We start from the raw sequence: 22274 nt of genomic DNA, 5'->3' as shown, positions 1-22274 counted from the left end.
ATGGGACAGATTACCCGCGACAGCTTGATGACGCTGGAAGCCTACGCCAAAGCACGCCCCGCACTACGAGCACAGACCATCGAGCACAAAAAAAATCGCCGGGTTCAACTGGGCGATAATGTGGCATTAATGTTCGAGGATGAACTCACTCTTCGGTACCAGATTCAGGAAATGTTGCGAGTGGAAAAAACTTTTCTTGAGGAAGGTATTCAGGATGAGCTTAATGCCTATACTCCGCTGGTGCCGGACGGTAACAACTGGAAAGCTACGATGCTCATCGAATACCCCGATGTGGATGAGCGCCGCGTGATGCTCGCCAGGCTCAAAGGGGTAGAAGACAAGGTCTATGTTCAGGTAGCAGGGCACGCTCGCGTTTACGCTATTGCTGATGAAGATATGGAGCGCGAAAACGAGGAAAAGACCTCCTCGGTGCATTTTGTACGATTTGATCTGCAATCCGGGATGGCCGCATCGCTCAAGGCCGGCGCAGCACTGGCGATGGGAGTTGACCATCCCGCCTATACTGCTCATATGGATGCGGTGCCCGAGGCGACGCGTACATCATTGTTAAAGGATTTGACTATTTAGTTTTCGGGACGGGCTTAAAGCCAAAATACTGCAGGCTTGATTGAAGATGAGGAGAATATCGTGCTCGACAACATGATGATCAATCGTTTTAAATCCGGCTTGGGTGGCCAGCCTTTACCCTTATCTATCCGCTTCTGGAATGGCGAAATCTTGCGCTTAGGGGAGCGCGATAGTGTTCGATTATCGCTAAACTCCTCCCGCGCAGCAGCCTCATTATCCCAGCCTACACTGGGCAAGTTCGCACGTTGTTATGTCGAAGGCGAAATTGATCTGGAAGGTGATATCCACGAAATCCTCAATCTGGGTGAAAGACTTTGCGCCGAGGGTGAATGCCTGGCGCAGGACAAGAAAGGCAGTCATGCATGGAAATGGTGGCGCCATACCCATACGCGAGACCGCAAGAACATCAGCTATCACTACGACGTCTCCAACGATTTCTATGCGCTGTGGCTGGATCAGAAACGCGTCTATTCCTGCGCCTATTTTCGCCATCCAGACGATACCCTTGAAGCCGCCCAGGAAGCCAAACTCGACCATATCTGCAAAAAACTGATGCTGCAGCCTGGCGAAAGCCTGCTCGATATTGGCTGTGGCTGGGGCGGCCTGGTGTTGTGGGCGGCGCAACATTATGGCGTTCACGCGGTCGGCATTACGCTTTCCCAGAATCAGCATGATTATGTACAAGAGCAAATCAAGGCAAGTGGCCTGGAAGGCAAAGTGGAAGTGCGGCTGATGGATTATCGCGATGTGCCGCCGGACACGCAATTCGACAAGATTGCCAGCGTGGGGATGTTTGAACACGTGGGACGCGGTAATCTGGATACTTATTTCGACAAGATATTCAGCCTGCTCAAACCCGGCGGTTTGGTGATGAATCATGGCATTACTGCAGCGGGCCTGGATACCAGTGGACTGGGTAACGGCATCTCCGAATTCATTGACGATTATGTGTTTCCCGGCGGTGAACTGGTGCATGCCGCGCGGGTCATAGAGTCGCTGGCGCGCAGCGGTCTGGAATGCCTGGATGCAGAAAACTTGCGCCCCCACTATGCGCGTACGCTATGGCAATGGGTGCACCGGCTCGAACAATGCAGTGACGAGGCACGGCGCCTGATCGGCGAGCGGAAATATCGTATCTGGCGGATCTACATGGCGGGTTCGGCACACGCTTTTGATCGGGGCTGGATGGCACTGTTTCAGGTGCTTGCTGGTAAACCCCATGCCAATGGCAGCTTGTCGTATCCGTTTACACGTGACCACGTTTACGCATGATGCATCTTGAATGAGACAATCTGACTCTGCGGGTTGTCGCTAAATGTGGTTTTTTAGACGTTTTCCTGCATTGCTGCGGTGTATCATGCGACTTTTTGCGATGGATAATCATGCGTCAACTTGTATCGCTTGTATTGCTTGGAATGCTCATGGCACCCACATTGGGACATGCGTGGGGACTGGACTTTGACAGGGATTTTGATGAGCAGAAAAAGCCGTGGGAAGAAGTAAAAGCCCAGCTGCCTTCCTATCCCAAAGACGAAAACCTGCAGGCGTTCTATGTAAGCGGCATCGCCGGGAATCATTATTTTGTGGACAAGACCACGCTGGAGACGGACAAAGATGGCGTGGTGCGTTATGTATTGGTCATCAAGGCGCGAGGCGGTGCGACCAATGTGAGTTTTGAGGGCATCCGCTGCGCTAACCGGGAACGCAAGATTTATGCGATTGGTCACGCAGACGGTACCTGGTCGCGTGCTCATGATAGCAAGTGGCAGCCAATCGATTCAGCTTCTTCGCTGTCCTATCATCGCGCCCTTGCCGACGAATATTTGTGCCCGCAGGGAGAAATGGTGAGTAGTCCCAAAGACGTGCTCAGGAATATGCGCGGCGCGTGGTAGTTCGTCTCATGATGAATTTTAGAGTAATACGAGATTGTCGCGGTGGATCAGTTCAGGTCCGTCAACGTAACCCAGCGTCGCCTCGATCTGCGTCGTCGGTAGCCGCACAATCTTTCGTGCTTCGCTGGCGGCGTAATTTGCCAAGCCCCGTGCGATTTGCACACCTTCCGGCGACACGCAGGTAACCACTTCACCGCGCGCGAATTCGCCCTCGACGTTAATCACGCCGATCGGCAGCAGGCTCTTTCCATCCAGCGTCACGGCTTTGACTGCACCGGCATCCAGGGTCAGCTTGCCGCGCACTTGCAGGTGGTCGGCAAGCCAGGTTTTGCGCGATGACAGCGGGGTTTGAGTGGCTGCCAGTTGTGTGCCGATTGCTTCGCCTTTGGCCAACCGTACGAGTACATCGGCTTCGCGCCCGCTGGCAATAATGGTGTGCGCGCCACTGCGGGCAGCACGTTTGGCCGCCAGGATTTTGGTCAGCATCCCGCCGCGGCTGATGGCACTGCCCGCACCGCCCGCCATTTTTTCCAGTGCCGGATCGCCAGCGTGTGCCTCGCTGACCAATGTGGCATCCGGATTGTTGCGCGGATCAGCGGTGTACAGGCCAGCCTGATCAGTAAGAATCACCAGCGCATCGGCTTCTATCAAATTGGTTACCAGCGCGGCCAGGGTGTCATTGTCGCCAAAGCGGATTTCGTCGGTGGCAACCGTATCGTTTTCATTGATGATCGGGATAACCTTCAATGCCAACAAGGTGCGCAAGGTGGAAAGCGCATTCAGATAGCGGGTCCGGTCGGCCAGGTCGTCATGGGTAAGCAGAATCTGTGCGGTATGCAAAGCGTGACTGCGAAAGCTGCTTTCATAGGCTTGTACCAACCCCATTTGTCCTACTGCTGCTGCCGCCTGCAACTCGTGAACGGCACTGGGACGGGCTTTCCATCCCAGGCGCTGCATGCCCTCCGCCACCGCGCCGCTCGATACCAGCACTACTTCCTTGCCCATATGGGTAAGTTGAGCAATTTGTGCCGACCAGTTGGCCAGCGCGGCATGGTCGAGTCCGCGGCCGTCGTTGGTGACCAGGGCGCTGCCGACCTTGACTACCAGACGGCGGGCGGATTGCAGTACCGGTTTCATAAGGTCGGGTCGTAAGTCGGCGTTACGGGTTCGGCGGCAGGTTGTGCAACCGCTTCTTCAGCTTCGCGGGTGGCTATGAGATGTGCCATGATGGCGTAGGTGAGGGCCTTGCAGCCTTCTCCGGTCAGCGCTGAAATACTGAACACTTCGCCTTCCCAACCATAATCCCGGACGAAATCTGCGATCTTGCTCGCGCGTTCGGTTTCATCGAGCATGTCGGTTTTGTTGAGTACCAGCCAGCGCGGTTTATTGTAGAGCGACTCGTCGTATTTACGCAGTTCGTTGACAATGGCGCGGGCTTCGTAAACCGGGTCGGTGCCTGCATCCATGGGTGCGATATCCACCAGATGCAGCAATAAGCGGGTGCGTGCCAGATGCCGCAGAAAACGGTGGCCCAGCCCGGCGCCATCGGCAGCGCCTTCAATCAGCCCCGGTATGTCGGCGATGACAAAACTCTTGTCGATGTCTACGCGGACCACCCCCAGATTGGGCGCCAGTGTGGTGAAGGGGTAATCGGCGACTTTCGGGCGCGCTGCGGAAACGGCGCGAATAAAGGTGGATTTTCCTGCGTTGGGCATGCCCAGGAGGCCGACGTCGGCCAATACTTTCAGTTCCAGTTTGAGTTCGCGTTCTTCCCCCGGTTCGCCACGGGTGAATTGACGCGGGGCACGGTTGGTGCTGGTCTTGAAGTGCAGATTGCCGAGGCCGCCTTTGCCGCCTTTGGCGATTACGGCACGCTGGCCATCGTGGGCCAGATCCACCAGCACTTCGTTGGTCGCCATATCGGTGACCACGGTGCCCACGGGCATGCGCAGGATGATATCGTCGGAGCCTTTGCCATTGCAGTCAGCACCGCGGCCACCTTCGCCGGGACGGGCGCGGAAGGCGCGTGTATAGCGAAAATCGACCAGAGTGTTGATATTGCGATCGGCAACCGCAATGATGCTGCCCCCGCGACCACCGTCGCCGCCATCCGGGCCGCCGCGCGGAACGAATTTTTCGCGCCGGAACGAGGCCGAGCCATTGCCGCCGTTACCGGCGAAGACCTCGATTTTTGCCTCGTCAATGAATTTCATCTGTCCATGCCACCAAAGTAAAAAAGCCCTATCCAGCGGATAGGGCTTGAATGTCCAACCGAGCGAGTATTACGCGGTAGGGATGATATTGATCATCTTGCGTTTTAGCGCGCCCTTGATGACAAATTGCACTACGCCGTTAACCGTAGCGAACAGAGTGTGATCCTTGCCCATACCAACGTTGTCGCCGGCATGAAACTGGGTGCCACGCTGGCGCACGATGATATTGCCAGCCAGCACTTCCTGTCCGCCGTAGCGTTTTACGCCCAGGCGTTTGGAATGAGAGTCGCGGCCGTTACGGGAACTGCCGCCTGCTTTTTTGTGTGCCATGGTTTATCTCCTTAAGCCGAAATGCCACTGATCTGGATTTCAGTGTAATTTTGACGATGACCTTGATGCTTCTGGTAGTGCTTGCGACGGCGCATCTTGAAAATGCGGATTTTCTCGCCGCGGCCATGCGAAATAATGGTCGCAGTGACCTTGGCACCGTCAACCAACGGCGCGCCGACCTTGATGTTGTCGCCTTCGGCAACCATAAACACCTGATCCAGCACGATTTCGCTGCCAACGTCCGCGGTGATCTGTTCTACTTTAAGTTTTTCGCCAGCGACAACGCGATACTGCTTGCCGCCGGTTTTTATGACCGCATACATGGTGAGCTCCAAACATCTAAACTAGAGGAAGGGCGGAATTATATAGAAATCAACAGGCAAGGTCAAACCATCCTTGACACAACAGTGTGTGTCTCCCTACCATTCAACTCTTTTTTGCGATTTTTCGACAATGCAGGCAATTCAAGCGTTTTTGGCAGATGATATGCGTAGCGTGGATGCGGTGATCCGCGCTCGTCTGCATTCTGAAGTGGTGCTGGTCAGTCAGGTCAGCGAATATATCATCAATAGCGGCGGCAAGCGCCTGCGCCCGGCTCTGGTGCTGCTTTCCGCGGGCGCGTTGGGGTATCGCGGCACGCATCAATACGAACTCGCAGCCGTGGTTGAATTCATCCATACCGCGACCCTGCTGCACGATGACGTGGTGGATGAATCAACACTGCGGCGTGGACGAGAGACAGCCAATGCGCTGTTCGGTAACGCCGCCAGCGTACTGGTGGGGGATTTTCTCTATTCGCGTGCATTCCAGATGATGGTTACGGTGAATAACATGCGGATAATGGAAGTGTTATCTGACGCCACCAATATCATCGCCGAGGGCGAGGTACTGCAGTTGATGAACTGCAATGATGCAGATATCCACGAAGAAGATTATTTACGGGTGATTCGTTACAAGACAGCCAAGCTGTTCGAAGCGGCGGCGCGCCTGGGAGCGATTATTGGCGGCGCCGAACGCGCTGCTGAAGATGCCTTGGCTGCTTACGGGATGCATCTGGGGACGGCTTTTCAGCTGATTGATGACGTGCTTGATTATTCCGGTAACCACGAAGAAATAGGCAAGAATATTGGCGATGATCTGGCTGAAGGCAAGCCCACCTTGCCGTTGCTGTATCTGATGAAACACGGCACACCCGAACAGGCAAGTATGGTGCGCCATGCCATTGAGGAAGGTGGTCGAGCCGAATTCCAAACCATATTGGCAGCGATTGGCAGCAGTGGTGCGCTCGATTACACGCGCCGTCAGGCAACGCGCGAAGCCGAGATTGCGTGCGCGGCCATTTCCGGATTGCCGGATTCTCAATATAAATCGAGTCTGTTAAAATTGGCCGACTTTGCCGTCAACCGCGATTATTGAATTTGCCCGGTTGATTATTTATACCAGTCAATTCGGGGTGTAGCTTAGCCTGGTAGAGCGCTACGTTCGGGACGTAGAGGCCGGAGGTTCGAATCCTCTCACCCCGACCAGTTTAAGTATATTATCCTAATCCTCTGCCAAATCTGCAGCCAGCCTTGTAGCGCTGGATTTCCGGGAGATTTATCTTGGCAAAAATACTGTTGTTGTTGATTATCGGCGGCGTGATTTACTGGGTGATCAAATCCCCGGCGCGTGGCAACAGACAGTCAGGTGGTCGCGTTCAAACAAAGCCGCCGGAAGATATGGTGCGATGTGTGCATTGCGGCGTGAACTTGCCACGCAGTGAAGCATTACTGTCGCGCGGCGAGTTTTTTTGCGGAAACGAACACCGTCAGTTGCATCAACCCTGAGTGAACCAGCACGCGAGCAACCCATTGAGGACGGCCGCTGCCATCGTAACCTCTCCCAACACCCCCGAGCCCGCCAGCTACTGGCGCACGCTGCATTATCTCAATTTGTACCGGCTCATCCTCGGTGGTGTGTTTCTGGCGATTAGTCTGCTGTCTTCCGACCAGCCCTTGCTGGGGCAGGAAAACCCCCGCCTGTTTTTTCTCTATAGCATTATTTATCTCGGTCTGGCTGCGCTGGCTATTGTCACGATCGGCTTGCGCAAGCCACGCTTTGAATGGCAGGTAAGCTTTCAAATATTGACCGATATTGTGCTGATTGTGCTGATGATGTCTGTCAGCGGCGGCGTGCGCAGCGGTCTGGGTCTGTTGTTGATTGTGTCACTGGTGTCGAGCGGACTCATCAGTCGTGGCCGGCTGGTCCTGCTGCATGCGGCGCTCGCGACGGTTGCGGTACTGGTCGCACATACCATTGGTGTGCTGGATTATCGTGAGTCTGTGGGGGATTTTGCCCAGGCGGGGTTGCTGGGCGTCGCGTTCTTCACCACTGCCTGGATTGCACACGTGCTGGCCAGACGCAGCCATACCAGCGAGCAACTGGCGGCGACGCGCGCGGAAGACCTGGAAAACATGGCGCAGATCAACCAGTTGGTGATCGAAGACATGCAGGACGGCGTCATCGTGCTCGACGGTGAAGGCAATATACGTCAGGCGAATCGCCATGCAGTACGCATACTCGATCTCGCTGATAAAGCTGACGAAGGGGTGGGCCAACCGCTGGGCGGGGTGGTTCCAGCGTTGGTGCACTGTCTGGAACAGTGGCGTAAAAATTCGCAGGCAAACTTTGCCGCGTTGACTGTCGGGCGCAGCAATGCACAATGTCAGCCGCGTTTCATTGCGGTGGGCGACAAGCGTGTAATGGGTGCCGTATTGGTACTGGAAGATCTGAGCCGCGTGCACCAGCAGGCGCAACAGATCAAGCTGGCGGCACTGGGACGACTCACCGCCAATATTGCCCACGAGGTGCGCAACCCGCTATCTTCGATCAGTCATGCCGCGCAGATTCTGCAGGAGGACGCTATGGAAGATAAAACCCATGCACGCCTGCTGCAGATTATCCACGACAATACCAAACGTATCGACCGTCTGGTCGGTGACGTCCTGACGCTTAACCGGCGTGACCGTGTTCAACCCGAATCCATTGTGCTGGCGAGTTATCTGCCAACTTTTGTAGAGGAATTTTGTCTGGCGGAAAATATTCCACCAGACAGTATCAGCCTGAGTGTTGATAAAGGAAAAGACGTGTGTTTTGACCGTGGCCATCTCAACCAGGTGCTGTGGAATCTGTGCCGCAACGCCTGGCGGCATTCGCGCAAGCAGCCGGGCAGTATAGGGTTGCGGGTGAACAAGGCGAGTGCAAGCGTGATGGAAATACATGTTGTTGACGACGGTCTGGGTATCGCCATGGAAAATCTGGGCAAGCTGTTTGAACCGTTTTTTACTACTGACAGCTTGGGCACCGGATTGGGATTGTATATTTCGCGTGAAATGTGTGAAGCCAATCGTGCCAGCCTGGATTACATTGTTGAGAAGACGGGCGGACATTTCAAAATCAGTTGCCGGGAGGGCGCGTGTTAAAAAGCAAAGAAAATCACACTGGGCGCAGTGGGCAGGCGCCTGTGCTGCCAGTACTGATTGTGGATGATGAGGCGGATATCCTTGAGTTGCTGGAATTGACGCTGTTACGCATGGGGCTGGATGTGGTGAGAGCCATGCGCGTGCAGGAAGCGATCGAAAAACTCAAGGACGGGAATTTCAGCCTGTGCCTGACCGACATGCGCCTGCCCGATGGCGAAGGGCTGGAAGTAGTGCGCTATATCGGTGAGCAGCGACCGGAAATTCCGGTCGCCGTGATCACAGCGCACGGCAATACCGAAAACGCGGTGGCCGCACTCAAGGCCGGGGCATTCGACTACATTAATAAACCGGTGACGCTGGAACAGTTGCGCGCCTTGGTCAAATCAGCCCTCAAACTACCTGAACGTCATGCAGCGCCGTCAGCTTCGGAACGTGCGTTGATCGGGACTTCTCACGCCATGCAGCAGGCGCGCGAACTGATCGAAAAGTTGGCGCGCACCCAAGCGCCGGTGTATATCACCGGCGAATCCGGTAGTGGCAAGGAACTCGCCGCACGGCTCATCCACGAACAGGGTGTGCGTGCGGACAAGACATTCGTGCCGGTCAACTGCGGTGCGATTCCCGAGAATCTGATGGAATCGGAGTTTTTCGGTTACAAAAAAGGCGCTTTTACCGGAGCCGAAGCGGATCGCGACGGTTTTTTTCAGGCGGCCAATGGGGGGACTCTGTTTCTCGACGAAGTGGCCGATTTGCCATTGCAAATGCAGGTCAAATTGCTGCGCGTGATACAGGAAAAAAAGGTGCGCAAGGTCGGCAGTACATTGGAAGAGTCTGTGGATGTGCGCGTCATCAGCGCCACCCACCAGAGTCTTGCGCGCTGTGTGGAGGAAGGCCGTTTCCGCCAGGATTTGTACTATCGGTTGAATGTGATCGAGCTGAAAATGCCGCCGTTACGTGAAATGCGTGAAGATGTGGCGGAAATCGCCGGCACCTTGCTGGCACGCCTGGCGCAGGCGGCGGGCATGGCCGTACCTGCGCTCGATAAAGAAGCCGGCAAAGCGCTGTCGCAATACGATTTCCCGGGTAACGTGCGGGAACTGGAGAACATTCTGGAGCGTGCGCTGGCGCTGTCTGGTGGCGGCAAGATTGATGCAATGGATTTGCAACTCACCCCTGCACAGGAGGAGGGCGCGCAGGAGGCATTGCAGGCAGGCGCGAAATGGCCGTTGCAGGATTACCTGGACAAGCTTGAGCGCGAGGCCATTCAGGAGGCGCTGGAAAAAACCCGTTATAACAAGACCGCTGCAGCCAAGCTGCTGGGGATCACATTCCGCGCTTTGCGTTACCGGCTGGAACGGCTGGGGATAGAATAGCCTTTCGAGACCTGCCTATCCCAATGCGATCGCCAGATAGCCTGCATACAGTGCGCCGTTTACCCACAAATGCCACACTCGCAACTGGCCACGGGCGAGCATCAGACGCAACCAGGCGGCAGCGATCAAAGTGATAATCACGCCAGCCAGGACTTCTTTTTGAGGTACCCACGGGGTCAGCGCAATGCCGATGGCGGGCAGCAATGTACCCTGGAATACCATTGCACCGGTTACGTTCCCGAAGGCAAGGGTATCCTTGTGTTTGCGGATCCACAGTATGCTGTTGACCTTTTCCGGCAATTCGGTGGCCAGTGGTACGATCATCAGCGATAGCAACAGGGCGGAGATACCCAGTATCGGAGCAGCGAGTTCGATGCCGTGGATAAAGCCTTCCGCGCCTGCCACCAGCAGCCCCAGGCCAAGCGCCAGTTGAATCAGGATGGTGAGCAGGGTGGTGGGGATGCCGAGCTTCGACAGGAACATGGGCTTGCCTGCTTCGGTGGCGTGGCCATCCTGCACCAACGCAGCCGAGGCGCGCAGGGTCATCATCACGTAAACAAAGTAGATCAGCACCATGATGACGGAGAACAGGAAACGAATCTGGCTCGAGTCATGTGGAATGAACAGTGCCACGCAGGACAGCCCGAATGCAACCAGGAAAAAATTCATGTCGCGCCTGAGTCCGGTGCGTTCCGGTGTGAAATGCCCCTGCATACCGCGTTTTTTAAGCACCGCAAGGCTGATCATAAACATGGTCAGGGTAGACAGCATGAGCGGCGCACCGAGAATCGCGCCCACGCCGATTTCCTGGTTCACCTGGACATTCTGTGTGCCGGCGAAAATCGCCAGCAACGGCACCATGGTTTCCGGCAACGCTGTACCTACCGCGGCAAATATCGAACCGGTAACACCTTCGGATATCTTCAGCTTTTCGCCCAGATGTTCGAGTGCGTTTACGAAGACTTCCGCGGCAATCAGAATGAGCACCAGAAAACCCAATAATTCCAGCCAAAGCATATCGATATCCCGGACAGCATTAAAAACCGGATTTTAACAGGCTTGCGGCGGTAAAGCCTTATCCCGTAAAGTTGTGCCCTTTTAAGCATGAACGGATTACCTGATGGGTTTGCTGGATTTACTCGGTTTCAACAAACTGCCCGCGGGTTTGGCGAGCAGTACGCTGGTGGTCGCAGAGGCCGCCACTCTGGCGCGCGCAGATAAATTCCTCAACGCTTTACAAGCCCGGTTTGGCAACGTGGCGCTGGCACTGATTGATGCGGGCAGTTACGCAGGTGAATTGCCTTATCTGGCACTCCCCGGCGCAGCGGATCTAGCACTTTCCAGACTGGAAAAAATTCGTCCGCAGCGGTTGATCGTTCTCGGGCTTGACGGCAGTCATGCGGGGCTGGTGCAAGCCGCAGGGTGCCCGGCCTGGTGGATTAACGCACGTGATGTGCAGGCGACACAGGCGGGTTGTCGGGCGGTGACGGTAGTCCAGAGCGGCATGCCGGTACCCGATGCTGTGGTTACCGGCGATCCGCTTGCCGGAGTCGAACAATTACCGCAAATTGTCATGGATAGGGAGCTGTGCGAGCGTCTCAAGGAGCAGCGTGAGGGCGGTCGCTGGGTAGGTTATTTCGCGGGCACGGGCGAGGATGAGGAAGACCTCGCGTATGCGATTTTCAGTCGCCTGATGCGCCACAGGATGGGCTTGATGATCCTGGCGCCGCGCGATCCGGCACGTTGCGAGCCGGTATACCGCGAGTCCATCAAATACCGCCTGCAAACCATTCGGCACGCGCGTCTGTCGACCTCCTTCATCCCGATCAAGACGCGTGTTTACTACGTTGAAGACTCGCATCCACTGGAGGCGCTGTATGCCTGTGTGGATTTCGTGGTGGCCGGTGCCACGCTGCATCGCCACGCCCGCAATGCGCCCGATATCGCCTCGCCCATGCTGCATGGCAAGCCGGTGATCGTCGGACCGGCTCATCGTGATCAGCCGCTGCTGGCCGCGGCGCTGGAGGCGGGGACAGTGCTGGCGGGTGACGATAACGAGCAGATTTTTGCGCACGCCCGCAGATTGATCGATGATCCGGCCTATAGTCAGCAGCTTGCCGCGCAGGCCAAGGCCTGGCTGCAAACCCAGCCAGGCGCATTGGAACGGGTTGTCGCGCTGATTGAATAAATGAACCTGGTCGAGCTCACCGAATTCGATTTCCATCCGCGCATCACCCATAGTAAGGGGGTGAGCCTGGTGATGTTCAGCGGTCCGGATTGCGGCAGCTGCCGGCGCCTGGAAAAGTTGCTGCCGCAGCTTGCTGCGGGACGCGTGGCGCATCTATATAAAGTGGATATCCAGACAAGCACCGCACTGGCGCGGGAGTATGAGGTATTCCATCTGCCCAGCCTGTTCCTGTTTGTGGATGGGCACTTTCATGCGCCGCTGCATGCCGAGCCGACGCCGGAAAGATTCAGTGCAGCGATAGCCCGTGCGCTGAATGAACCGGCACACGAGGAGCCCTGATGAAGCTACAGCAAAACGGCGTGGTTTCCGGCGTGCGTTTCATCGCCTCACCCAACTGCGACTGGCGCGCCAATCCGGACGATATCCGGCTGCTTGTAGTGCACAACATTTCGCTGCCGCCGGGGGAATTCGGCGGCGCTGGCGTGGTGGCACTATTCACCAATCGCCTCGATCCCACAGCCCATCCTTACTACGCAAGTATTCATTCTTTGCACGTATCAGCGCATTTTTTCATCCGTCGCGATGGCGAAATAATCCAGTTTGTGCCCTGTGTGAAACGAGCCTGGCATGCAGGCGTATCGAGCTGGCGCGGCTGGGAGAAATGCAATGACTTTTCTTTGGGTGTGGAACTGGAAGGGGATGACCATACTCCTTTCAGCGACGTCCAGTACATACAACTTGCTGCGCTGATCGCACTCTTTAAAACCGAGTATCCCAGCATCGAAATTGCAGGGCATTCCGACATCGCGCCCGGACGCAAGACCGATCCGGGTGCCTGTTTCGAGTGGCCGCGCCTGAACCATATCTTGCTCAACAAATAAGAATCGTTCTCAAAAATGCTTGCACACTTGGAAAAGGTGTGTAATATTGCGAATCATTCTTATTAACTTTTGTTGCGAGCAAGATCATGGACCTGCACAACACTGTTTCAGTACGCGATGGCGCCGCCTCCGCTAGCCAGAGGCGTTACCTGGTTCTCGACCGGACGCTGCCGATCCGCAGCGAATCCCTGTTCACGCAGAACGATGAAGTGCTTATCGCCCATCAGGGTGAGCATTACCGCCTGCGCCGTACCCGCAACGGCAAACTGATTCTAACCAAATAGGCAAAAGGGCATTCACCATGTATATCTGTATATGCAAGGCTGTGACCGACAGCGCAATCCGCGAGGCCGTATGCCAGGGTGCCTGCCGGATGCGCGATCTGAAAGAAGGGCTGGGCGTGAGCGCACAATGCGGTAAATGCGCCTGCCACGCCAAAGCTGTGCTGGAAGAAGCCTTGTCGAAACAGAGCATGATGCAATCCATTCCACTTGAACCCGGCCGTCTGTACGAGGCAGCAGCATAAGGACGAGCCCTAAGGAGGCAAACATGAAAGGTAATGCAGACATCATCCAGTGGTTGAACCGCCAGTTGCAGCACGAGCTGACCGCCATCAACCAGTACTTCCTGCATGCGCGCATATACAGGAACTGGGGCTTCGGCAGCCTCGGCAAGCACGAGTACGAAGAATCCATAGAGGAAATGAAGCACGCCGACATGCTGATCGAGCGCATTCTGTTTCTGGAAGGCCTGCCCAACCTGCAGGAACTCGGCAAGCTCATGATCGGTGAGAAGACCGAAGAATGCATTGCCTGCGATCTCAAGCTGGAACAGGGTTCGCGCGAGACGCTGGTGGCGGCGGTTGCCGCCTGCGAAAGCCTGCAGGATTACGTGTCGCGGGAATTGTTCGAGCACATTCTGGAAGACACCGAAGAGCACATCGACTGGCTGGAAACCCAGCTCGATGTGATGCAAAAAGTCGGCATCCAGAATTGGCTGCAAAGCCAGATGTAAGCTATTGACGCTGGCGATGGTCGCCAGCGCAGTTTCGCCAGCCAGCCCGATCCCGGACAAGCCAGCCAGATTTTTAATTGTCTTGCCAGGGGATCTACCATGAAAAATTTAATGACCACAGGGTTGGGCGGCGCGGCTGCGCTGTGTTTATTTTCCGGCGCGGCGCTTGCCGATGAAAGCCTGTTCGGCTATGTCAGGGGCGCGGAAACGCTGCCCAAGGGCGCCACGGAGCTGGTGCAGACGGTGACGCGGCGCTGGGACAAGGGCGCCGGCAGCTATACCGCATATGACAGCAAGACCGAGCTGGAGCACGGCATAACCGACCGGTTCACCGGCGCGGTTTATCTGCTCGGGCAGTCAGTCAATACCCAGGGCTTGCTGATCGACGGTTACATCCCCAAGGATGAAAACTCGGGACTCAGGCTGTCGGGCATGGAGGTGTCGGCCAAATATAATTTTCTGAGCCCGGCCAAGGATGATTTCGGCCTGGCGGCTTATGTGTCCGGCGCTTACAGCACGCTGGATCCGCATTCCGGACAGAAGAAAGACAAATACACGGTCGAGACCTGGCTGCTTGCGCAAAAGAACTTCCTTGACGATCAGCTCGTCTGGGTGGGCAATCTTGGCCTGGAAGCCACCTATGCCAAGCGCAAGCCGATCGATGGACTGCCGGCCGGCTTCGACTGGCCCACCGGGCCGGAAATGGAAATCGGCGTCCTGGCGGGAACCGGCGTCTCGTATCGCATCGCGCCGCGGTGGTTCATCGGTGCTGAGGCGCTTTACGATACCGAATTTGAAACCGAAGTGGGACAGGAGCGCTGGTCTGTACAGGCTGGGCCGAATATTCACTACGGCGACAAAAACTGGTGGTTTACCTTGAGCTGGCTGCCCCAGTTGCGCGGTGGCGGGGAAAAATTTGCGGCGCAGAACGACACCAATCTGCACCTGATAGAAAAGACCAAACAGGAAGTCCGCGTCAAGCTTGGTTTCAATTTTTAAGGAATGAGCATGAGCAATTTAGACCGCTGGCTGATGATCCCGGCGTTGATTCTGCCCGCTGCGGCGTCTGCACCCGCATTCGCGGTGCAGTACCTGAGCGTGGAGCAGGCCCAGAAGGTATTGTTTCCCGGCGCCGACCAGTTTGAAGCCAGGCCTGTCGCGCTCAGCGCCGCCCAGCGTAGTGCGATCGAATCCGCTTCGGGTGTGCGCGTGCGCACGGCGGAAGTCGCTGCCTGGCACGCCAAACAGGGCGGCAAGGCGACAGGCTGGTTCATCCTGGATGAAGTCTACGGCAAGCACGAATTCATTACCTACGCGGTGGCCGTCGGTCTGGATGGCGCGGTGAAGGGTGTGGAAATCCTCGATTACCGCGAAACCCACGGCGGCGAGGTGAAAAATCCGAAATGGCGCGCCCAGTTCACCGGCAAGAAGGCCGGCGATACGCTGAAGCTGGATGAGGACATCAAGAACATCAGTGGCGCCACGCTGTCGTGCAAACACCTGACCGACGGGGTCAAGCGGCTGCTGGCGACCTACGAGGCGGCATTGAAGTGAATGCGCCGCTCGATGCAGCTCTGCTGCAATCGCAACCCGGCGTCGAACATCTGCGCGCACGGCCGCTGCTCGGTACCCTGGTGGAAATCGCGGCAACCGGCGCGAGCGCTGAGCAGGTGCAGGCCGGGATCGAGCGTGCTTTCCAGGCGGTGGAAATGGTGCACGCGCTGATGAGTTATCACGCTGCCGATTCGGACGTATCGCGCATCAATCGCTGCGCGTTCGAGCGCCCGCTGCCGGTGCATGAACACACCTGGCGGGTGCTGACTGCGGCCCGGGAAATGGCTGAAGCGAGTGGCGGGCTGTTCGACATCAGCATTGCGCAGACGCTGACGCAACTGGGTTTTCTGCCGCGTCACGCCGATTTCCCGCGTATTTCCGGCCGGGGCAACTGGCGCCATGTGGCGCTGCTGCCGGACAACCGGGTGCGGCTGATGCGGCGCCTGCGCATCGATTTATCCGGTATCGCCAAGGGTTATGCGGTGGACCTCGCCATCAAGGCGCTGATGGATTCAGGCATCAGCGCCGGGCGGGTCAACGCCGGCGGCGATTTGCGCCTGTTCGGTGATGCCACGCAGACCCTGCATGTACGCCACCCGGGCGCACCCACCAGCATCGTGCCGCTGGTTGAATTGCGTGCAGGTGCCGCCGCTACCTCCGCCGGTTACTATACCCAGCGCCGCCATCGCGGGCGCATGATCACGCCGTTGATTCACCCGCACACGCGCGCGGCATGCGGCGTGGAGCGCAGCGTGACGGTTTTGGCGCAAGACTGCATGACCGCCGATGCGCTGACCAAGGTCGTGCACGCCGATCCCGCCCAGGCCGGTGCTGTGCTGGCACGTTTCAATGCACGAGCACTGATGCTGGAACACGACCCGGTGAGCGGCGGCTGCCGTATCTTTGATAGTGCCGCAACTGGTCAGCCCGGCTGTCGCGCGCGCTGGGGTATCGCCAATGACAGCGAACAGGCATGCGATGTATAACTTGCCGCTGCCGATCCGCTTTGCCAAGCCGCACAAGCGCGTGTTGTATGGCGTGTTCGCGTTGTTGTGGTTGTCCGGCGCACTGTGGCTGGGGTTTCATTATTTTCTGCGCGTGCCGGGTGAATTCGGTGCAACGGCGCACCCATTGGAAATCTGGTGGCTGCGCCTGCATGGGCTGATGGGGTTCGCCATACTCGTTGTTGTTGGCTCGGTGCTGCCTATCCACACCCGCCGCGCCTGGCATTTGCACAAAAACCGCAGTACCGGTTTTTTAATGCAAAGCGTATTGCTGTGGCTGTCACTGACCGGTTACGCGTTGTATTACTTCGCCACCGATGCCAACGCCGCCTGGCTGCCCCTGCTGCACTGGGTGGTCGGGCTGGCGTTGCCGTTGATGCTGGTGTTGCACATCCAGCGTGGCCGCGCCCGCTCGAAAACTGTTTTTAAACCCGTATCTGCTCTGGATACCCATCTCAACCAGCCAGCCAGCCCCACGCCTTTCAGCGTCGCCAGCCAGCCGAACACCGCTTGCTCTGCCGAAAGGAAAAATCATGCACCCCTCCAAGTTGAAACCGGCGCTCCTGGCGACGCTGATCACGCTCTCGTTCAGCGCCCACGCTGAATCGTCCACCAGCACCCTGGAACAAAAGCTCGATCAGCTGCAGCAGGAAATGACGGCGCTCAAGCAGCAGCTGGCCGAAGAAAAAGCGGCGCGTGAAAAGCAGGTGGACAGCGCTGTCAAAGCAGCCGTCGCGAGTAATCAGGCAGATAACCCACCCGCTGCATCGGATACCAGCATCGGTGGTTATGGTGAGCTGTCGTACAGCAATTATCGCGATGGCTCGGTCAAGGATCAAGTGGACTTCAACCGTTTTGTGATGTTTCTCGGGCATCGTTTTAACGACAGGCTGCGTTTATATTCTGAACTGGAACTGGAACACGCCGTATCCAGCGCGGGGGATAAAGGAGAAATCGAAGTCGAGCAGGGTTACATCGAATACAACTTGCTGCCACAGATGAATCTGCGTGCCGGTTTGATGCTGATGCCGCTGGGCATTCTCAATGAAACCCACGAGCCGCCGACTTACTATGGTGTGCTGCGCAACGAGGTGGAGACCCGCATCATCCCTTCTACCTGGCGTGAGGCAGGGATTGGCCTGCAAGGCCGCGTATTGGATAGCGTCCTGGAATACAACATCGGTATTTCCACCGGCTTTGACGCCAGCAAGTATGCAGGCAATGCGGCATACGCTGTTAAGGACATGCATGGCGAAGCCAGCAAGGCGGCTGCCAATGATCTGGCAATCTATGCCGGGTTGAATTACCGTCAACCCGGTTGGATGCTGGGGGCCGGGCTATTCACCGGTAACACCGCACAAAACGGCAACGGCGACAATCCCAGTCCATTTTTGCAAGGTAAAGACGCGCGCCTGACGTTGTGGGATGTGCATGGTAAATACGGTGTGGGTAATCTGGAACTGCAAGCACTCTACGCACGCGGCACGCTGGGCGATACCCTGGCGATCAATCAGGCCGTCGGCGTGGTACCCACTTCCGGTGGCGCTGCGCCCAAGTCCTTCTATGGCTGGTACGGCCAGGCGGCCTACCATGTATGGAAAAAAGGTGACATGCGCCTGAGTCCGTTTGTGCGCTACGAGCGCTACAATACCCAGGACAGCGTGGATGCGGGCTATACGGCCAATCCGCTGAATGACGAGACCGTCGTGACAGCCGGCGCCAACTTCAACCTGAGCCGTGAAGTGGTGCTGAAAGCCGACTGGCAGAACTACAAAACCGACAACAAGAAAGACCGCTTCAACCTTGGTGTGGGCTATATGTTCTAGAGTAATGGTGTAAGTCCGGGAAGCCAGCGCCCATTTTTAGTACACAGGCATGGCCAATCAGGGCTTCCCGTCCCGCCGGGTGACCGGCGTTTCACCAAGGAGAAAATCATGCAAACCCAGGACAAGCAGCAAGCCATTACACTGTTGAACCGCATCATGGAACTGGAGCTCGCCGGCGTGGTGCGCTACACCCATTACGCGCTGATGATCTACGGCTATAACCGCATCCCGATTGTGAGCTGGTTGACCGAACAGGGCGATGAAGGCCTGCTGCACGCGCGCCGCGCGGGTGAGCTGATCACCCATTTCGGCGGCCATCCATCGCTGGGTATCGGCCCGCTGCTGGAGACCCACCAGCACGACATCGGCGCCATCCTGCGCGAATCGCTGGAACATGAGCAGGCCGCGTTGGCCACTTACTACGAGTTGCTCGAACTGGCTCAGGGAAAATCGGTATTGCTGGAGGAATACGCGCGCGAACTCATCGCAGCGGAGGAGCTGCATGCCGGAGAAGTCAACAAGATGCTGCGCAAGCCCGGCGATATTGCCGAATTTGACGGTTAATTTGTCATGGGATGCTGCGAAGACAGCGCCTGTGCGGTCGGCCAGCTCCAGGCGCGCCAGTCGCGCACGCTGAAGTGGGTATTGCTGATCAACAGCGTCATGTTCGGGGTCGAGTTCGGCGCCGGGCTGGCGGCCGGTTCCGTCGCACTGATGGCGGATTCGCTGGACATGCTGGGCGACGCGCTGGTGTATGCACTGAGCCTGTATGCGGTGACGCGCGGACTGCGCTGGAAGGCGGGCGCTGCACTGGTCAAGGGCCTGGTGATGGCAGGTTTCGGCTTGTTCGTGCTGGGGCAGGTGGCATACCGGATGTTCAATGCTGTTCCACCCGAGGCCGCCACCATGGGCGCGGTGGGTTTGCTGGCGCTGGCTGCCAACCTGGTGTGCCTGCGTCTGCTCACCCGCCATCGCGACGAGGATATCAACATGCGCTCGGTGTGGCTGTGCTCGCGCAACGATATTGTTGCGAATGTCTCGGTACTCGTTGCTGCCGGATTGATTGCCACGATCCACCAGCCATGGCCGGACTGGGTAGTCGGCTTCGGTATCGCCGCTCTGTTCCTGCACTCGGCATGGCGGGTGGTGAGGCAGGCCCGCCACGAATTTCTGGCAACCTGAATCGTAGGCTTTACCCTGCGAAAGGAATACCAGCGAGCCGGGGCGGTCGATCAATGCCTGTTCGTAACGGACGTCTATGCCAAGGTTCGCACTGATTTCTCCCGGGCCCACTGGCGCATTTTTGCTGCTGCAATAAATGCCTTTTGGTCGGCGACATCGACTATTCCCGCATCATTTCCCACATTCGCTGTTTTCAAAAGCGCACGACCACCGGCGTCCACAGCGATGGCTTTGAGATGACCGAATGCATCGCGCACGAAATCGATTGCGGCGCTTTCCTTCGCGAGCGCTTTGGCACCATCCGCGGAGAGAATGACCGCTACCGCGTCAAACAATATAGAGGGTGAACCCGCCAATTGTCCGTTCGCCGCCAGCACTGAGCCATCGGCCAGCTTTGCGCCCCCCACCCTGGGTGCAACGATCTTCACAGTGGCGCCGGCGTCGATCGCGGCCTTTTGCACTTTTTTAATGATGGCGCCGTCCGAACCGTCTGCAATCAGGATGGCAATTGCGCGCCCCATCAAGGTATCCTTCATTTTGCCGATGATCTGCAATGCCGGCGAAACGGGCAGTTTCTGCACGGGTGCAGCGGCTGCCGGCGCTTCAGGTAATTTGGAAAACCCAAGACCGTTGGCGACGCGCTGGGCGAGGTCTTTCTCAATATGCAGGAGGTGACCGACCATGGCCTCACGCACGTGCAAATGATCGACTTTGGACAGTTCGAACACAAATGCTGAAGCGATATGCGCCTGCTCGTAAGCGGTCTGGCTCAGATAGAACTGGCGCGCCTGGCTGTAGTGGTCAGCGAAACTCTCGGGGCGAACGCGGCCTTTCTCGCCGCTTTCATTGACTGCCGCGCTATGAAAGCCCCCGACCGGTGTTTCGCGCGGCGAGTTTTTGGACAAGGAGTTGGGCTCATACGCAACACGGCCTGCCGGTTGCTCCATCTGCATGTGTCCGTCGCGTTGCTGGTTCGCAAACGGGCACTGGGGCGCGTTGACCGGGATCTGGTGGAAATTGGGCGAACCCAGGCGCGAAAGCTGCGTGTCGAGATAGGAGAATAAACGGCCCTGCAACAGGGGATCATTGGAGAAATCGATGCCGGGCACGATATTGGCTGGACAGTAGGCCACCTGTTCGGTTTCGGCGAAAAAATTGTTCGGCCAGCGGTCCAGCACCATGCGCCCGATTACCTGCAATGGCACCAGCTCTTCGGGGATCAGCTTGGTTGCGTCCAGATGATCGAACGGAAATTTATCCGCTTCTTTCTGGGTGAACAGCTGAACCGCGAATTCCCATTCCGGAAAATTTCCGGCTTCGATGGCTTCGAACATGTCGCGGCGCTGGTAGTCCTGATCCGCACCGGAAATCTTCACTGTCTCATCCCAGATGGTGGACTGCAGGCCGAGCTTGGGACGCCAGTGGAATTTTACGAAAGTGGATTCGCCGGCGTCGTTAATCAACCGGAAGCTATGTATGCCAAATCCTTCGATCATGCGTAGCGAACGCGGGATTGTGCGGTCAGACATGATCCACATCACCATGTGCATGGCTTCCGGCGTCAGCGACATGTAATCCCAGAACGTGTCGTGAGCGGTTGCCGATTGCGGGAAACCGCGGTCGGGTTCCATTTTTACCGCATGAATCAGATCTGGAAATTTGATGGCATCCTGGATGAAGAAAACCGGAATGTTGTTGCCGACCAGGTCCCAGTTGCCTTCCTTGGTATAAAACTTGACGGCAAACCCGCGCACATCGCGCGGCGTGTCGACCGAGCCAGCGCCGCCTGCAACAGTCGATATACGCGTAAACAGGGGCGTCTTCACTCCTACCTCGGTGAGTATTTTGGCGGTGGTATATCGTTTCAACGAAGCGGTCAGCTCGAAGTACCCATGCACCCCGGTCGCACGCGCGTGCACGATGCGCTCGGGAATACGCTCGTGATCGAAATGGGTAATTTTTTCGCGCAGGATGAAATCTTCCAGCAGCGCAGGGCCGCGCGCATTGGCTTTGAGCGAGTTCTGATTGTCGGCAAGCGCGACGCCCTGATTGGTAGTGAGTGCGGAGTGCTTCCCCCCGACAATCTGGTGCAGTTCGCCTCCGGCACCGATTTTTGTGTCGCCGTTCGGGGCCGAATGCTTCGCCTTTCCTGAATTGCGCATGGTCTTTTCTTTGCTCATGATCGATCTCCTGATAAGTGATGTCGGTCTACCGGCCATTGCCTCTTCACGTGTGTGGCGCCGGGATGTTGGGTAGTGCTACATGGTTGCGGCAAGGTGTACCAAGTATTACTGCACCTTAAGCGCACAGAGCAATCAGGTCTGTACGGAGACGCACGCTAGTGGATTGGGGGCCGACGAACCTTGATACCGACAGGGAGTTGCTTTGTGAAATTGATGCAAAGACAACCACAGGGCTTGAGTATCTGGTGATACGGCTCGAGCCCCTGGAGGAAAAATAGCCACGCGGCGTCAAACTGGGTATTGCGGAATGCGGACCATCGGCTATTGTGAAGTTGGAATAGCATCATTTGTGGCCGGAGTGTCTTTTGTTCCCATGCTGAACGGATGGAAAGAGAGCGCCACTTTCAACTCGTATCCAGGGAGAAGCCATGAAAGCCACGATGGTATGCGTTCATTAAAAGAATTAAGGACAGGCATCCTGATATAAAATACGGCCCCATGGCAGCCTGCGGTCTTTGTCGCTTCACTCGTACTCGGCTGACGATATTGTCGCAAACAGGGCTTTCCCCCTGGAAGCAAAACAAC

Annotated in this window: 26 protein-coding genes and 1 tRNA gene; 21 read left to right on the top strand and 6 right to left on the bottom strand. The window is 56.9% G+C overall.

Annotation, left to right across the window (positions count from 1 at the left end; genetic code table 11):
• The 3 genes from EI185_RS08760 to EI185_RS08750 all read left to right on the top strand — a co-directional run bounded on the left by EI185_RS08760 (window position 1) and on the right by EI185_RS08750 (window position 2480).
• Window positions 1–588, top strand: coding sequence for a DUF3501 family protein (locus EI185_RS08760; protein WP_124704760.1), 588 nt, complete (start codon window positions 1–3; stop codon window positions 586–588).
• Window positions 589–648: 60 nt separating this feature from the next.
• A complete protein-coding gene (locus EI185_RS08755; RefSeq protein ID WP_124704759.1) occupies window positions 649–1860 on the top strand; it encodes a class I SAM-dependent methyltransferase in 1212 nt (403 codons plus the stop codon).
• A 149-nt stretch (window positions 1861–2009) separates the two neighbouring features.
• On the top strand, window positions 2010–2480 hold the full coding sequence (locus tag EI185_RS08750) for a CNP1-like family protein (RefSeq protein ID WP_223247756.1): 471 nt from the start codon (window positions 2010–2012) through the stop codon (window positions 2478–2480).
• A gap of 18 nt (window positions 2481–2498) precedes the next feature.
• Here the strand turns inward: EI185_RS08750 and proB are convergent, their stop codons facing one another.
• The 4 genes from proB to rplU form a co-directional block, all read right to left on the bottom strand.
• Window positions 2499–3617, bottom strand: coding sequence for a glutamate 5-kinase (gene proB / locus EI185_RS08745; protein ID WP_124704758.1), 1119 nt, complete (start codon window positions 3615–3617; stop codon window positions 2499–2501).
• Complete coding sequence (cgtA, locus tag EI185_RS08740; RefSeq protein ID WP_124704757.1) at window positions 3614–4693, bottom strand: Obg family GTPase CgtA; 1080 nt, start codon at window positions 4691–4693, stop codon at window positions 3614–3616. The genes proB and cgtA overlap by 4 nt, the downstream gene beginning before the upstream one ends.
• A 69-nt stretch (window positions 4694–4762) precedes the next feature.
• Window positions 4763–5023, bottom strand: coding sequence for a 50S ribosomal protein L27 (gene rpmA / locus EI185_RS08735; protein ID WP_124704756.1), 261 nt, complete (start codon window positions 5021–5023; stop codon window positions 4763–4765).
• Between the two features lie 11 nt (window positions 5024–5034).
• Entirely contained in the window at window positions 5035–5346 is a 312-nt protein-coding gene (gene rplU / locus EI185_RS08730; RefSeq protein ID WP_124704755.1) for a 50S ribosomal protein L21, read from the bottom strand.
• 130 nt (window positions 5347–5476) lie between these two features.
• On the opposite strand from rplU, the gene ispB reads away from it, so the two are divergent.
• The 5 genes from ispB to EI185_RS08705 all read left to right on the top strand — a co-directional run bounded on the left by ispB (window position 5477) and on the right by EI185_RS08705 (window position 9857).
• Window positions 5477–6439 (top strand): octaprenyl diphosphate synthase, encoded by a 963-nt coding sequence (ispB, locus tag EI185_RS08725; RefSeq protein ID WP_124704754.1) that lies wholly within the window; start codon window positions 5477–5479, stop codon window positions 6437–6439.
• A 33-nt stretch (window positions 6440–6472) separates the two neighbouring features.
• Window positions 6473–6549: transfer RNA gene (locus tag EI185_RS08720), tRNA-Pro, on the top strand.
• Window positions 6550–6624: 75 nt separating this feature from the next.
• Window positions 6625–6849 carry a PP0621 family protein gene (locus EI185_RS08715; protein ID WP_124704753.1) on the top strand — a complete coding sequence of 75 codons (225 nt, stop codon included), beginning with the start codon at window positions 6625–6627 and terminating at the stop codon, window positions 6847–6849.
• Entirely contained in the window at window positions 6850–8484 is a 1635-nt protein-coding gene (locus EI185_RS08710) for a two-component system sensor histidine kinase NtrB (RefSeq protein ID WP_124704752.1), read from the top strand. It abuts the gene before it with no gap.
• Window positions 8478–9857 carry a sigma-54-dependent transcriptional regulator gene (locus EI185_RS08705; protein ID WP_275937723.1) on the top strand — a complete coding sequence of 460 codons (1380 nt, stop codon included), beginning with the start codon at window positions 8478–8480 and terminating at the stop codon, window positions 9855–9857. Before EI185_RS08710 ends, EI185_RS08705 begins: the two co-directional genes overlap by 7 nt.
• Window positions 9858–9872: 15 nt before the next feature.
• Here EI185_RS08705 and EI185_RS08700 read toward each other — a convergent pair whose 3' ends face one another.
• Entirely contained in the window at window positions 9873–10874 is a 1002-nt protein-coding gene (locus tag EI185_RS08700; RefSeq protein ID WP_124704751.1) for a sodium:calcium antiporter, read from the bottom strand.
• A gap of 103 nt (window positions 10875–10977) precedes the next feature.
• On the opposite strand from EI185_RS08700, the gene EI185_RS08695 reads away from it, so the two are divergent.
• The 13 genes from EI185_RS08695 to EI185_RS08635 all read left to right on the top strand — a co-directional run bounded on the left by EI185_RS08695 (window position 10978) and on the right by EI185_RS08635 (window position 19506).
• Window positions 10978–12045, top strand: coding sequence for a 3-deoxy-D-manno-octulosonic acid transferase (locus tag EI185_RS08695; protein WP_124704750.1), 1068 nt, complete (start codon window positions 10978–10980; stop codon window positions 12043–12045).
• Complete coding sequence (locus EI185_RS08690) at window positions 12046–12384, top strand: thioredoxin family protein (RefSeq protein WP_223247755.1); 339 nt, start codon at window positions 12046–12048, stop codon at window positions 12382–12384. It begins immediately after the preceding gene.
• A complete protein-coding gene (ampD, locus tag EI185_RS08685) occupies window positions 12384–12926 on the top strand; it encodes a 1,6-anhydro-N-acetylmuramyl-L-alanine amidase AmpD (protein ID WP_124704749.1) in 543 nt (180 codons plus the stop codon). Before EI185_RS08690 ends, ampD begins: the two co-directional genes overlap by 1 nt.
• Before the next feature lie 86 nt (window positions 12927–13012).
• Window positions 13013–13210: a hemin uptake protein HemP gene (gene hemP, locus EI185_RS08680; protein WP_124704748.1), complete on the top strand. Its 198-nt coding sequence runs from the start codon at window positions 13013–13015 to the stop codon at window positions 13208–13210.
• A 17-nt stretch (window positions 13211–13227) separates the two neighbouring features.
• Window positions 13228–13452 carry a bacterioferritin-associated ferredoxin gene (locus EI185_RS08675; protein ID WP_124704747.1) on the top strand — a complete coding sequence of 75 codons (225 nt, stop codon included), beginning with the start codon at window positions 13228–13230 and terminating at the stop codon, window positions 13450–13452.
• A 23-nt stretch (window positions 13453–13475) separates the two neighbouring features.
• On the top strand, window positions 13476–13940 hold the full coding sequence (bfr, locus tag EI185_RS08670; protein ID WP_124704746.1) for a bacterioferritin: 465 nt from the start codon (window positions 13476–13478) through the stop codon (window positions 13938–13940).
• 99 nt (window positions 13941–14039) lie between these two features.
• Complete coding sequence (locus EI185_RS08665; protein WP_223247754.1) at window positions 14040–14939, top strand: DUF6662 family protein; 900 nt, start codon at window positions 14040–14042, stop codon at window positions 14937–14939.
• Between the two features lie 9 nt (window positions 14940–14948).
• Entirely contained in the window at window positions 14949–15494 is a 546-nt protein-coding gene (locus tag EI185_RS08660) for an FMN-binding protein (protein ID WP_124704745.1), read from the top strand.
• A complete protein-coding gene (locus EI185_RS08655; protein ID WP_223247753.1) occupies window positions 15491–16480 on the top strand; it encodes an FAD:protein FMN transferase in 990 nt (329 codons plus the stop codon). The genes EI185_RS08660 and EI185_RS08655 overlap by 4 nt, the downstream gene beginning before the upstream one ends.
• Complete coding sequence (locus tag EI185_RS08650) at window positions 16452–17102, top strand: hypothetical protein (RefSeq protein ID WP_124704744.1); 651 nt, start codon at window positions 16452–16454, stop codon at window positions 17100–17102. The genes EI185_RS08655 and EI185_RS08650 overlap by 29 nt, the downstream gene beginning before the upstream one ends.
• Complete coding sequence (locus tag EI185_RS08645; RefSeq protein ID WP_124704743.1) at window positions 17032–18324, top strand: porin family protein; 1293 nt, start codon at window positions 17032–17034, stop codon at window positions 18322–18324. Before EI185_RS08650 ends, EI185_RS08645 begins: the two co-directional genes overlap by 71 nt.
• Before the next feature lie 108 nt (window positions 18325–18432).
• Window positions 18433–18888: a ferritin-like domain-containing protein gene (locus EI185_RS08640; RefSeq protein WP_124704742.1), complete on the top strand. Its 456-nt coding sequence runs from the start codon at window positions 18433–18435 to the stop codon at window positions 18886–18888.
• Between the two features lie 6 nt (window positions 18889–18894).
• A complete protein-coding gene (locus EI185_RS08635) occupies window positions 18895–19506 on the top strand; it encodes a cation diffusion facilitator family transporter (RefSeq protein ID WP_124704741.1) in 612 nt (203 codons plus the stop codon).
• Window positions 19507–19580: 74 nt separating this feature from the next.
• Here the strand turns inward: EI185_RS08635 and EI185_RS08630 are convergent, their stop codons facing one another.
• Window positions 19581–21686, bottom strand: coding sequence for a catalase (locus EI185_RS08630; protein ID WP_124704740.1), 2106 nt, complete (start codon window positions 21684–21686; stop codon window positions 19581–19583).
• Window positions 21687–22274 lie beyond the last annotated feature (588 nt).

It is taken from the genome of Sulfuriferula multivorans, assembly GCF_003851125.1.
GTDB lineage: Bacteria > Pseudomonadota > Gammaproteobacteria > Burkholderiales > Sulfuriferulaceae > Sulfuriferula > Sulfuriferula multivorans.
The sequence above is the reverse complement of the archived record's forward strand: the minus strand, read 5'-3'. Positions and strand labels throughout refer to the sequence as shown.